We start from the raw sequence: 12878 nt of genomic DNA, 5'->3' as shown, positions 1-12878 counted from the left end.
ACGGCACGACGCCCGCCGGCCGGCACCCGGCGGCACCATCCCAGCACTCGTCAGCACGCCCCCCGCCCCCGCCATCAGCATGCTCACCCGCCCCACACCGACCGTCACCGTCACGTCAGCCCACCCGCCACCGACCGTCACCATCACGTCAGCCCGCCCCACACCGACCGTCACCGTCGATGCACTCCGCCCCACACCGACCGTCACCATCCGCGCGTCCAGCCGCCCCACACCGACCACCACCATCCGCGCACCCGCACCTCCGACACGCAGCGTGACCAGTCACGCACTCACGCGGACTGCACCCCACCTCACCAGCGGCGCACGACCTCGCCAAACGCCCGCACCACCTCCCCCGACCGACCCAGGCCCCACACCACAGTCCGACAATCCGCCCTTTCTCGCCCGATCCACGCATGTGACCCGCCTCACGGGAAACTCGCATCGAGTGAGGCTTCAACCACTCCCAGGCACTGCACGGAAAGGAACCGAATGAACAGGATCTCCGCTCCTGCGGACGCGCCCGCGCCGGGCGCCTGGGAGGAACTGGTCACGGCCGCGCTGCTCGGCACGGAGCGGCGCACCCCGCCTGGCTCGGCGCCGGGGCGGGAGGCGCCGGTGGCGCTGCTGGACGCGGCGGCCGTGGAGACCGTACGCCGGCGGGCCGGCCTGCGGCCCGGGCGGGCGGCCCGGCGGCCGGAACCGGTGGCCCGGGACCCGCGCCCGCCGCTGCCCGCCGCGGCGGCCCGCCGACTGGCGATGCTGCTGGCCGACCGCCCCGGCACGGGCAGCGGTGGACGCAGAGGTACGGCACCGGACCTGATGGAGTTGCTGCCGCAGTGGCTGGCGGCGGCGAACAGTCGCGGTTTCGCCGCACCCCCCGAGATGCTGCCCGCCCTCCTGGACGCGGCGCGGGGGCGTACGGACCTGCGGCCGGCGGCGCTGGCCTTCGCCGGGCCGCGTGCTCTGTGGCTCGCCCGGCTGAATCCGGACTGGCGGTTCGCCCTGCGCGCGACACCGGGCGGAGGCGCGGCACTGCCACCCTCCGAGGACACCGGAAAGATCCAACAGCTGTGGCAGGAGGGGCTGTTCGCCGAGCGGGTCGCCCTGCTCTCCGCGATACGTGCCCGCGAACCCGCCGCCGCGCGCGAGTTGCTCGCGACGACCTGGTCGACGGAGCGCGCCGAGGACCGGCTGATGTTCCTCGACTCCCTGCGCATGGGCCTGACCGCGGCGGACGAGCCGTTCCTGGAGCAGGCGCTGTCGGACCGGAGCCGCAACGTGCGGTCCACGGCTGCGGAGTTGTTGTCGGCCCTGCCGGGTTCGGCGCTCGCGGCACGGATGGCGGTCCGGGCCGGGGCGTGCGTGGCCGTCGACCACACGGGGGCCGCGCCCACCCTCGCGGTCGAGGCGCCGCACGAGTGCGACGCGAGCATGGAGCGTGACGGCGTCGTACCCAAGCCTCCGGCAGGACGTGGGGAACGGTCCTGGTGGCTCGGTCAGCTGGTGGAGGCGACACCGCTCACCACCTGGCCGGGTCGTCTCGGCGGCCGTACGCCCCGGGAGATCGTGGCGCTGCCGGTCGCGGACGACTGGCAGGGCGAACTGCACGCGGCGTGGTGCCGGGCGGCGGTGCGGCAGCGGGACGCGGAGTGGGCGCGGGCCCTGCTCGGGGCGCCCGCCGCACCCGAGGCCGGTGGCCCCGGCGCGGTGTCACTGGCCGAGCGCGCCAAGCTGCTCGGCACCCTCGGTTCCGCCGAACGGGCCGAGTGGGTGGCCGAATTCATCTCGGCTCACGGCCTGTCCGAGGCGTTCCAGTTGCTCGGGGTGTGCGCGGTGCCGTGGGCCGCGCCACTGGGCCGGGCCGTGGTGGACGCGCTCAACATCGCACGGGACGCAGGGAGTTATCCATGGAGCTTCAGCGGAGTGATGGGGCTGGCCGAGCGTTGCCTGGACCCCTCCGAAGCGAGTCGCCTCAACGGCCTGCTGGCGGTGCCGGACGAACCGGAGGACGCGTCGCCGGGGGCCGGGGGTTACTGGGCGGAGGCCTTCCAGCGCCTGATGACCACGTTGCGGTTGCGGGCGGCGATGGCCGAGGAGCTGGGGGCGGCGTAACGGGCGTGCCGGCGTGGGCATGGGCCGGGGCGGCCGGTGGGTCGCGCGGTCCGGCGTTCACGGAATGCCGCCTACGCCCGCCCGCGCCGCCCCGGGGGCACGACTGCCCGCGGCTGTGCGAACGCCTACGCGCCGGCCGGCTGCTGCACGTTCGCGCGGACCCAGTCCACGATCGACTGAGTCGTGGCACCGGGCGTGAAGATCTCCGCGACGCCCTTCTCCTTCAGGGGAGCGATGTCCGCCTCGGGGATGATCCCGCCGCCGAAGACCAGGATGTCCTCCGCTTCGCGCTCCTTGAGCAGGCCGATCACGGCCGCGAAGAGCGTGTTGTGCGCACCGGAGAGGATCGAGAGGCCGATCGCGTCGGCGTCCTCCTGGATCGCGGTGTCGACGATCTGCTCCGGGGTCTGGTGGAGCCCGGTGTAGATCACCTCCATGCCGGCGTCACGCAGCGCCCGCGCGATCACCTTGGCCCCGCGATCGTGGCCGTCGAGCCCCGGCTTGGCCACCACCACGCGGATCGGACCGGCTGCCACACCCATCACTGCCTCCATGAAGCGACTACATCCATCCGTACCGACAAGTACCGCACCGGCCGGGAAAGTGAACGAACGTTATCGCCAGCATCTCGCAACGGGCAGTTTCGCGGTGGATACCGAGGGGGAAATCACACGGTGGGACACGTTCGGGAGCCGCAACGAGGTCGTCTCACCGCCGCGCCGCAGGCCGCGCGGCGCGGTGGTGAGACGCTTCGGCGAGGGCACGAAAGGCACGCAGGGCAGGTAAGGCACGACAGCGGGGAGCCTCGTCGCCACACCGGCAGGGACCCCCGTCACGTCATCGGCGCAACATCAGCAACACCAGCACCCCCGGCACCACCCGCAGCAGCCGTATCCGTCGCAGCCCCACCCGCGACGACCCACGCTGCATCGGCGACCCCGGAACCACGCGCCGCGCACCATCCTCACCCCGCGCGCCCCACTCGCGCTCCGTCGGAGACCTCCGCCGCGCCTCCCCTCAAGGGCACACGGGGGACAGAGCCGTCCTCCAGCGTGCCGACAGGAGGTCGGCCATGAAGGTCACCGGGGCAGCACTGCCGTTTCTCCCGCTCTGCCAGCGTCTTCTCCCGGGCAAACTCCCGTGGAATCTGGCGGGCCTGTCCGTGGCACTCCTGAAGGCGACCGCCCTGGAGATGGCGATCCTCGCGGGCCATCTGCTCCTCTATCCCTCCGGCATCGTCCAGGAGCGCCGGTCACCTCTGCCCCAGCTGCCCTCACCGGACGACGCCGGCACTCCCCGGTTGCCCACGGAGGCCAAGCCCCCGGTCGTGCTGATGCACGGCTTCATAGACAACCGCTCGGTCTTCGTCCTGCTGCGCCGCAGCCTCGCCCAGCACGGCAGGCAGCAGATCGAGTCGCTCAACTACTCGCCGTTGACCTGCGACATCCGTACCGCGGCGGAGCTGCTCGGCCGGCACATAGAGGAGATCTGCGAGCGCACGGGCCAGCGCCAGGTGGACATCGTCGGACACAGCCTCGGCGGGCTGATCGCGCGCTACTACGTCCAGCGGCTCGGCGGCGACCTCCGCGTCCGGACGCTGGTGACGCTCGGCACACCGCACTCCGGCACCCGGGTGGCGCGGCTGGCGAACGCGCATCCGATCGTGCGCCAGATGCGCCCCGGCTCGGAGCTGCTCGAGGAGCTGGCCCGCCCCGCGCCCGGCTGCCGTACGCACTTCGTCAGCTTCTGGAGCGACCTCGACCACCTGATGGACCCACTGGAGAGCGCCTGCATCGACCACCCCGACCTGACCGTGCAGAACGTCCGGGTGAGCGGCATCGGGCACCTCGCCCTGCCCGTGCACCCCGCCGTCGCGACGGGGATACGGCAGGTGCTCGACACGGCACGGACGGCAGCCGAGGCCGACCCGCACGCAGGCGGTCTGACAGTGGCGTGACAGCAGCCGGAAATCAGTCCGGGAAACACCCACAGACGACCCTCACACAAGCCGCACACAAGCCACGGACAAGCCACGGACAAGCCGCGACAAGCCACGGACAAAGTCGCGGACGGCCCAACCGAAGCCGATCGAAATCGAACACTCTTCGAACTCAGGGCCAAACTCGCGCCCGCAGTCCCCCGAAACACGGCCGAATGCCCGTTTCCTTCAATCACGAAACCTGACGAAGATTGTCGTGCCCGCATACCGCCGGGTACAGTCACCGCACTGCTCTGCCAGCCCCTGTTGTCGAGGCGAAAGAGAAGTTGGTGAACGACCGTCACCCGTCGGGGATCATGACCACCCCGGCCCCGGCTTCCGAAGCCGCCTCGGCGCACTTCGCGTCGCACGGCACCCAGGAAGCCCAGTACGGCGACTTCACCACGCATGGCAACTACGACGCCACAGGTTTTGACACGGGTTCGGGCACCGGATTCGACACCGCCGGTCAGGCCACCGCCTCCTTCGAGGCCGACCCCCTCTTCGGCTGTCTTCCCGGCGACGGCACCGGCTCGTACGACACGTCGGCGTGGTCGACGGGCAGCCAGCAGACCCCCAACTACGACGTGTACGCGGCCCAGCACCACGCCGCCTATGACACCGGCGCGTACGACACCACCGCCTGGACCGGCGAACACCAGCACCTCTCCGCGATCCCCCCGCAGGCCACGAGCCCCGACGCCAGCGGGCAGTGGGACGCGAGTGCCTGGCTCCAGCCCGACCAGTCCAGCTGCCCGGCCGACCAGACCCAGCACTGGGAATGGGGCACGCAGGCCTTCGACACGGGCGCGTACGACGCCACGCAGTGGAACTCCGACGGCGGCGCCTCCACGGCGGCCCACGAGGAGTACGAGCAGCAGGCGACGGCCACCTTCGAGCAGGTCGCGTACAACGAGTCGTACAACGAGAAGTACGACGAAAACGTTTCGCACGACGGCGAGTCGACCGGCACCGCCACTGGCACCGACGCCACGCCCGCCGCAGCCGACACGCACCTCCTGGACGACCAGGAGGAAGTCACCCCGGCAGCCGCACCGGCCACGGCGCCCGCCCCGTCCTCGCGGGCCGCCGCCCGCGGCGCGTCCCGCTCCCGCCGCCGTACGCCCCCCAAGCGCTCGGCACTGCTGACGGTGGCCGTGCCCTCGGCCTGCGTCATGAGCGTCGCGGGGATCGCCGCCGCGTCGGTCAGCGCGCTGGCCGACGACAGCAGCGACACGTCGACGACCCTGGCGGACGCGACCGCCGTCAAGCCCTCAGCGGCGAACAACAAGCTGGACACCCAGTTGCAGAGCCTGTCCGCAGGCGCCGACGACTTCGCCGACCGGGCCAGCCGTACGCAGGAACGTATCGACCTCAAGGCCCAGCAGCTCGCCGAGAAGAAGAAGGCGGCCGCGGAGGCCGCACGCAAGGAGCGGCTGCGGCCCAAGTACGCGCTGCCGGTGGCACAGCACGGGCTCAGCGCCTACTACGGCCAGTCCGGCATCAACTGGATGTCCGTGCACACCGGGATCGACTTCCCGGTCTCCTACGGCACGACCGTGATGGCCGCCACCGACGGCACCGTGCGGACGCAGTGGAACAGCGCGTACGGCAACATGATGATCGTGACCGAGAAGGACGGCACGGAGACGTGGTACTGCCACCTCTCCAGCTACCGGGTCGCCTCCGGTACGACCGTCAAGGCCGGCGACCCGATCGCGTACTCCGGCAACTCCGGCAACTCGACCGGCCCGCACCTGCACTTCGAGGTACGGCCGGCGGGTGGCTCGGCCATCGACCCGCTGCCGTGGCTGCGCAGCCACGGGATCGACCCGACGTAGGCCCTCGGGGGGCCCGCCACGGGCCACCCCCTCGGACCGACCGCCCACCGCCTCCTGGGCCCGTCTCCTACAGCTTCTCCACCGGTGCGTACCGCAGCAGCAGCCGCTTCGGCTTGGTGTCCCCGAAGTCGATCGTCGCCTCGGCGTTGCCGCCCGTGCCCTTCACACCCACGACCGTGCCGAGCCCGAACTGGTCGTGTGTCACCCGGTCCCCGACCGCCAGCGACACGGTCGGCTTCTCCGAGGTCCGTCGGGTGGCGAAGCCGGACGCGCCCGAGGCCGACGAGCGGGAGCGGGACGACGACAGCGAGGCCGCCACCCCGGACGCCGGACCGGAGGACATCGGCGCCATGGCACCCGTGCGCTTCCAGTCGACGTGCTGTGCCGGGATCTCCTCCAGGAACCGCGAGGGCGGGTTGTACGACGGCTGCCCCCACGCGCTGCGCATCGACGACCGGGTCAGGTACAGCCGTTCCCGTGCGCGCGTGATGCCGACGTACGCCAGGCGCCGCTCCTCCTCCAGCTCCTTCGGCTGACCGAGGGAGCGCATGTGCGGGAAGACGCCGTCCTCCATGCCGGTCAGGAAGACGACCGGGAACTCGAGGCCCTTGGCGGTGTGCAGCGTCATCAGGGTGATGACCCCTGAGCCGTCCTCGTCCTCGTCGGGGATCTGGTCGGAGTCGGCGACGAGCGCGACCCGCTCCAGGAACGCGGAGAGTCCGCCCGGGGCCTCGCCCTGCTCGGACTCCTGCTCGAACTCCAGCGCCACGGCGGCGAGTTCCTGGAGGTTCTCGATGCGGGTCTCGTCCTGCGGGTCGGTGGAGGCCTGCAGTTCGGCGAGGTAGCCGGTGCGTTCGAGCACCGCCTCCAGGACGGTGGCCGGGGCCGCGCCGGACTCGACGATCGTACGGAGGTCCTCCATGAGGGTGTTGAACCGCTTCACGGCGTTCGTGGAGCGCGCGGCCATGCCGTACGCCTCGTCGACCCGCTTGAGCGCCTGCGGGAAGCTGATCTTCTCGCGCTGGGACAGGGCGTCGATCATCGCCTCGGCGCGGTCGCCGATGCCGCGCTTGGGCACGTTCAGGATCCGGCGCAGCGGTACCGAGTCCTCCGGGTTGGCCAGCACCCGCAGGTAGGCGAGGACGTCCCGGACCTCCTTGCGCTCGTAGAAGCGGACGCCGCCGACGACCTTGTAGGGCAGGCCGACGCGGATGAAGATCTCTTCGAAGACACGGGACTGGGCGTTCGTGCGGTAGAAGACGGCGACGTCTCCCGCCTTCGCGTCGCCCGCGTCGGTGAGACGGTCTATCTCGTCGGCGACGAACTGCGCCTCGTCGTGCTCGGTGTCGGCGACGTAGCCGGTGATGCGCGCGCCCGCGCCCGCGTTGGTCCACAGGTTCTTGGGGCGGCGGGACTCGTTGCGCTCGATGACGGCGTTGGCGACGGTGAGGATCGTCTGGGTGGAGCGGTAGTTCTGCTCCAGGAGGATCGTCGTCGCGTCCGGGTAGTCCTCCTCGAACTGGAGGATGTTGCGGATGGTCGCCCCGCGGAAGGCGTAGATCGACTGGTCGGCGTCGCCCACCACGCACAGTTCGGCGGGTTGGAGGTCGTCCTGGCTGGGCGGTACGTCCACCGGGTGCTCGGAGGTGCCGACGAGTTCCCGGACCAGGGCGTACTGGGCGTGGTTGGTGTCCTGGTACTCGTCGACGAGGACGTGCCGGAAGCGGCGGCGATAGTACTCGGCCACGTCCGGGAACGCGCGGAGCAGGTTGACCGTCGTCATGATCAGGTCGTCGAAGTCGAGGGCGTTCGCCTCGCGCAGCCGTGACTGGTACATGGCGTAGGCCTGGGCGAGGGTCTTCTCGAAGCCGTCGGTGGCCTGGGCGGCGAAGTCCTCCTCGTCGATCAGCTCGTTCTTCAGGTTCGAGACCTTGGCGCTGAAGGACTTCGGCGGGAAGCGCTTGGGGTCGAGGTCGAGGTCACGGCAGACGAGCGCCATCAGACGCTTGCTGTCGGCCGCGTCGTAGATCGAGAAGGAGGAGGTGAAGCCGAGCTTCTTGGACTCCCGCCGCAGGATCCGCACACACGCGCTGTGGAAGGTCATGACCCACATCGCGTTCGCGCGCGGGCCGACGAGCTGCTCGACGCGCTCCTTCATCTCGCCCGCGGCCTTGTTGGTGAAGGTGATCGCGAGGATCTGGCCCGGATGCACGTTCCGCTCGCCCAGGAGGTGGGCGATGCGGTGGGTGAGCACCCGGGTCTTGCCGGAGCCGGCGCCGGCCACGATGAGCAACGGGGTGCCCTGGTGCACGACCGCGGCGCGCTGGTTCTCGTTCAGCCCGTCCAGGAGGGCGGCCGCGTCCACCACCGGGCGCGGGGCGCCGTCACGGTAGTACGCGTCCCGGTCCGGCGGCACGTCGAACTTCCCGCCGAACAGATCGTCCGGAACCGGCTCCGGTACGTGATCGTCCTCGGGGGGTGGCGGGTGTTCCTCCTCGTGGGCCCGGGGGGCCTGGAGGTTCGCCAGGAAGCTGTCGTCAAAGAGGCTGCTCATCGCTCTCCGAGTCTAGGGCGCCCCACTGACAGCCCGCCGCCGCCCCGAGAACATCGCCTGATTCGGCGGGCGCCGTGGCAGAAAGGCTCGCAGAGTGGGCGGGACAGGCGACTTACCGTCCGCAAGGGTGTCATTACGGTCCGCGATCAGGGCGGTCGAGCCGATGGGCCACCGATGGATCGCCTGCCGAAATACGCGTATACCGGAGCAGACCACTCCGGATTGATCACGGTATGCGGCAACCTGACCCGAGGTCACGAAAATGTATCGGGCATATCGAACATCAACCTTCACAGGGGCCACACCAGTTGGCTACCGTGCCGGGCAGGCCGTACGACCCCCTCCGGCGAACGTCGCCGGGCCGCGCGGCCTCCGCCGAGTCCGACGCGCCGCCGCGCGCCCGGAGCCGGGGACCCACCGACCTTGGGGTGAATCGGCCCGCGTCCCTCCGGGGAAGGGCCGTAGGGCAAACCTTCCTAACCACCCGCCCGAACCCGACAGCTAACTCGGTAGGCGGAACGTGGAAGGAGTCGCCTCCCTTGGCGTCGCACCGCAAGTCGCGTCCTTCGGGCACGCGCGTAGCAGGTATACGGACCCCCGCCCTTGCCACGGCCGCCCTCACCTCCGTGGCCCTGCTGTCCCAGACGGCCAACGCCGTCCCGTCGGCCGACGACAAACCGAGCCTCGAAGAGGTCGAGAAGAAGGTCGACGACCTGTACCGGCAGGCCGAGTCGGCGACCGACAAGTACAACGCGGCCGAGGAGAAGACCGCCAAGCAGCGCACGCGCGTCGACACTCTCCTCGACGACGTCGCCAAGCGCACGCAGAGCCTCAACGAGGCGCGGGAGGAACTCGGTTCCTTTGCCGCCGCGCAGTACCGCAGCGGCGCCTCCACGCCCGACACGGCGACCTTCCTGCTCGCGGACTCCCCGCAGGACTACTTCGACCAGACCCAGTTGATGGGCCGGCTGACCAATCGCCAGAAGGGCGCGGTCGACGACTACGTCACCGAGCAGTCCGCGACGATGAAGAAGCGCCAGGAGGCCACCGAGAGCCTTCGCACGCTCACCGAGTCGCAGGGCGAACTGAAAACCGCCAAGGCCACCGTCCAGAAGAAGCTCGCCGAAGCCCGGACGCTGCTCTCCCAGCTGACCGCCGAGGAGAAGGCACGGCTCGCGGCGATCGAGCAGAGGAAGCAGCAGGAGGCCGCGGCCAAGGCTGCGGAGCTGGCGCGACAGCAGGCGGCGGAGCAGAAGGCCCGGGAGGAGGCGGCGGCTCAGCAGGAGGCGAACGACAGCTCGTCGAGCTCGTCCCCCTCGACCTCCCCCTCGACGTCCACCGCCACGGACCCGTCGTACGCCACCAAGGCCGCGAAGGCGCTCGCCTTCGCCCGCGCCCAGATCGGCAAGCCGTACGTCTGGGGCGCCACCGGCCCGGAGTCCTACGACTGCTCCGGCCTCACCCAGGCCGCCTGGAAGGCCGCCGGCGTCGACATCCCGCGCGTCACCTACGACCAGGTCAACGCCGGCACGACGGTCTCCCTGTCCGCCGCGCAACCCGGTGACCTGGTCTTCTTCTACGACGACATCACCCACGTCGGCCTCTACATCGGCAACGGCATGATGATCCACGCCCCGAAGCCGGGCACGTACGTCCGCGAGGAGTCGATTTTCTACGACGGTGAGTCGTCGATCCACAGCGTGGTACGGCCGGCCTGACAGGACGCCGCCCGGACGCGGGCGCGGGCCCTGGTCAGTGACCTCCCTGGTTCTCGACACAGGGCCCCGCTCCCGGCTGGGGCTCGGCGTAAACGCCGTGCACCCGGCCGGTCAGCTCGTCCTTCGTCACCCGCCCGGACACGCACACGACGCCCGTGTAGACGGCGTAGTAACCGTTTCCGACGGAGACGCCATGCTCCTCGCCGCAGCCGACACGCAGCAGTGCCGCCGCCACGCGCTGGTCACTGAAGCGGCCGAACTCCCCGGAGCCGCCTTCCTTCCGGACCTTCGCCAGCTCCGTGAGGATGAGCTCGGCCGACGCCTCCCCACTGGCCTGCTGCTCCGCGCTCAGGGACGCCTGCATGCGGTAGGCGTGGTTGTCGGCGTAGTTGGGGGGCGCGTCGGCGGGTCCGTCCGGCGGGCCGCTGTCCGGGCTCGACGTGCTGGGAACGGGTGAGGAAGGCAGCGCGGTGGGTGTCTCGGTCGGCTGCGCGCACTTCGGCGGGGGCGGGTAGGAAGGCGTCGGGCTGCCCGGCCGCGCGGAGCCGGCTTCATCGGCTGCCCCGCCCTTTTGGCTGCCGCACGCGGTCATGGCGATCGCCATGAGGGAGGCGGCTGCGGCCATGGTGGCTGATCGTCTGAAGGGCATGGGCAGAGTCTCCCCGCTCGGAGCGCGGGTTGTCATGAGCGGAACTACTCAGCCCGTCACCGTGGGGGCGGTGACCTCGGCCCGGGCCCGCGACGGGGCCCTCAGGTCCACAGCACCGCGATGAAGATGTTCGCCGTGGTCAGCGCGCCGACCAGCCCGAACAGCCGCTTGTCCACCGTCTCCTCGTCCCGCTGGACGTAGACGAGCCCCAGGATCACGATCAGCAGGGCCAGCTTCACGCCGATCTTGATGTTGTTGACGGACTGGTCGTCGGCCTGGTTGAGCCCGACCAGGATGACGCCGGTGACCAGCATCGTCAGCGCCCCGTGCAGCATCGCGGGGACGAAGCGGGCGGTGCCCTGCCCCATCGCCTTCATCTGCGTGAGGAAGCCACCGAGCAGCGAGGCGATGCCGACGATGTGCAGGCCGACGAAGAGATGGATGAGTACGTCCATGAGGCCGGAGCCTAATCAGGGCCCAGGCGCCGCCCGACACCGCCCCGTCCCGAGGACGCCTCTCGCGCCCGCCTCTCCTCCCCGCCCGAGGGCCGACCGGATCTTGCATATATGCGCCCCATAGCACTCCGCTGCCCCCATAGGTCCCGATTCGACACATCGGTCATCGCTCTGCGTGAAGTGGACGGCCCCCCTGCTGGATCACGATCACATACGGTCACCCGGCGGTCAGCTGGAGGAACTTCCGTACATCGCGTTACCCCGCCGTCACTGTCGGGTTTAGCGTCCTCCACCAGGTGACCGGCTCCCCACCGCCGCCCGGACCAGGGGCGGCAGTCGGCCGCCACCGCCGAGAAGGTCCGGCGGCGGTCCGCTCCCCCTGTGCGGGTCGTCGCCGGACGCGTGACCGCCCCCGGGTGGCCGTACGTCCGCTCCGCTTGGCGTTCGTACGGAAAGGGCGGTCGTACGAGTCGTACGAAAGGACGTGCAGTCCACGTGGCAGCGCACCGCAAGCCCCGGCAACGCTCGGCCGGCGGCACCAAGGCCCGGACGGCGGCGACGATCGCCCTCGCGGGCGCGGCGACCGCGACCGGCTTCGACGGGACCGGACACGCCGAACCGCAGCTCACGCCGGCCCAGGTCCAGGCGAAGGTGGACAAGCTGTACCAGGAGGCGGAGATCGCCACCGAGAAGTACAACGGCGCGAAGGAGAAGGCGAAGGCCGCCGGGTCGCGGCTGTCGAACCTGCGGGACGAGGCGGCTCGCAGGACGGAAACCCTCAACTCGGCCCGGGACGCGCTGGGTTCCATGGCCGCCGCCCAGTACCGCGACGGCGGCCTCGACCCCGCCCTGCAACTCGCCCTCTCCGACGACCCCGACCAGTACTTGGACGGCGCCGAGTTCGCCGAACGGGCCGGAAACCGCCAGGCCTCGTCCGTGGCCCGCGTACGCGAACAGCTCCGGGAGATCGAGCAACTGCGCGGCGCCGCCCACATCGAGCTCGCCTCTCTGCAGTCCCGCCAGGCGGAGCTGAAACGCCACAAGAAGACGATCAACGGCAAGCTGGGCGCGGCCCGGCGGCTGCTGGCCCAGCTGCCCACGGAGCAGCGCGCAGGGCTCGGCGAGGGGGACGCGGCCCGCGCCTCCCGCTCGTCGACAGCCGCCCGGGACGGCCTGACGGCCCCCGGCTCAGCCACCGCTCAGGCCCCCAACTCCCGCGCCGCGGCCGCCGTCTCGTACGCCTACTCCAAGCTCGGCAGTCCCTACGTCTGGGGCGCGACCGGCCCGGACGCCTTCGACTGCTCGGGCCTCATGCAAGCCGCGTACCGCTCCGCCGGCCTCTCCCTCCCCCGCACCACCTATGCCCAGATCGACACCGGCACGCGCGTCTCCCGCTCCGAACTGCTCCCCGGCGACCTGGTGTTCTTCTACTCCGCCATCAGTCACGTCGGCATGTACGTCGGCAACGGCCAGATGGTCCACGCCCCCAACCCGTCGGCGCCGGTGCGGATCGCTCCGATCAGCGAGATGCCGTTCGCGGGGGCGACTCGGGTGGTGTGAGGAGTACA

Annotated in this window: 9 protein-coding genes and 1 riboswitch; of the genes, 5 read left to right on the top strand and 4 right to left on the bottom strand. The window is 70.8% G+C overall.

Going from position 1 to position 12878, the window contains the following annotated elements; translation table 11 throughout:
* The first annotated feature begins 492 nt into the window (after positions 1-492).
* A complete protein-coding gene (locus ACZ5XS_RS00420; protein WP_468646927.1) occupies positions 493-2115 on the top strand; it encodes a DUF5691 domain-containing protein in 1623 nt (540 codons plus the stop codon).
* A gap of 125 nt (positions 2116-2240) precedes the next feature.
* On the opposite strand, the gene ACZ5XS_RS00415 is transcribed toward ACZ5XS_RS00420, so the two are convergent.
* A complete protein-coding gene (locus ACZ5XS_RS00415; RefSeq protein WP_217235145.1) occupies positions 2241-2657 on the bottom strand; it encodes a cobalamin B12-binding domain-containing protein in 417 nt (138 codons plus the stop codon).
* 530 nt (positions 2658-3187) lie between these two features.
* On the opposite strand from ACZ5XS_RS00415, the gene ACZ5XS_RS00410 reads away from it, so the two are divergent.
* Together ACZ5XS_RS00410 and ACZ5XS_RS00405 are read left to right on the top strand one after the other, a co-directional pair.
* Positions 3188-4072, top strand: a complete 885-nt coding sequence (locus ACZ5XS_RS00410; protein ID WP_468646925.1) for an esterase/lipase family protein — start codon at positions 3188-3190, stop codon at positions 4070-4072.
* A 338-nt stretch (positions 4073-4410) separates the two neighbouring features.
* Positions 4411-5934 (top strand): M23 family metallopeptidase, encoded by a 1524-nt coding sequence (locus tag ACZ5XS_RS00405; RefSeq protein WP_468647496.1) that lies wholly within the window; start codon positions 4411-4413, stop codon positions 5932-5934.
* Between the two features lie 67 nt (positions 5935-6001).
* Here ACZ5XS_RS00405 and pcrA read toward each other — a convergent pair whose 3' ends face one another.
* Positions 6002-8488, bottom strand: a complete 2487-nt coding sequence (gene pcrA, locus ACZ5XS_RS00400; RefSeq protein WP_468646923.1) for a DNA helicase PcrA — start codon at positions 8486-8488, stop codon at positions 6002-6004.
* Positions 8489-8865: 377 nt separating this feature from the next.
* Positions 8866-9019, top strand: a riboswitch (cyclic di-AMP (ydaO/yuaA leader).
* Between the two features lie 8 nt (positions 9020-9027).
* Here pcrA and ACZ5XS_RS00395 point away from each other — a divergent pair.
* A complete protein-coding gene (locus ACZ5XS_RS00395) occupies positions 9028-10206 on the top strand; it encodes a C40 family peptidase (protein WP_468646922.1) in 1179 nt (392 codons plus the stop codon).
* Between the two features lie 34 nt (positions 10207-10240).
* Here ACZ5XS_RS00395 and ACZ5XS_RS00390 read toward each other — a convergent pair whose 3' ends face one another.
* Positions 10241-10855 (bottom strand): hypothetical protein, encoded by a 615-nt coding sequence (locus tag ACZ5XS_RS00390; protein ID WP_468646920.1) that lies wholly within the window; start codon positions 10853-10855, stop codon positions 10241-10243.
* 101 nt (positions 10856-10956) lie between these two features.
* The gene (locus tag ACZ5XS_RS00385) at positions 10957-11310 is read right to left on the bottom strand and encodes a hypothetical protein (RefSeq protein WP_468646919.1); all 354 of its coding nucleotides are present in this window, start codon (positions 11308-11310) and stop codon (positions 10957-10959) included.
* Positions 11311-11805: 495 nt separating this feature from the next.
* Here ACZ5XS_RS00385 and ACZ5XS_RS00380 point away from each other — a divergent pair, with 495 nt between their 5' ends.
* Positions 11806-12870 carry a C40 family peptidase gene (locus ACZ5XS_RS00380; protein ID WP_468646917.1) on the top strand — a complete coding sequence of 355 codons (1065 nt, stop codon included), beginning with the start codon at positions 11806-11808 and terminating at the stop codon, positions 12868-12870.
* Positions 12871-12878: the final 8 nt, after the last annotated feature.

The sequence above is a fragment of the Streptomyces sp. NPDC033131 genome (assembly GCF_055578365.1).
Note: the sequence above shows the minus strand (reverse complement) of the source record. Positions and strands in the feature narration are given on the sequence as shown.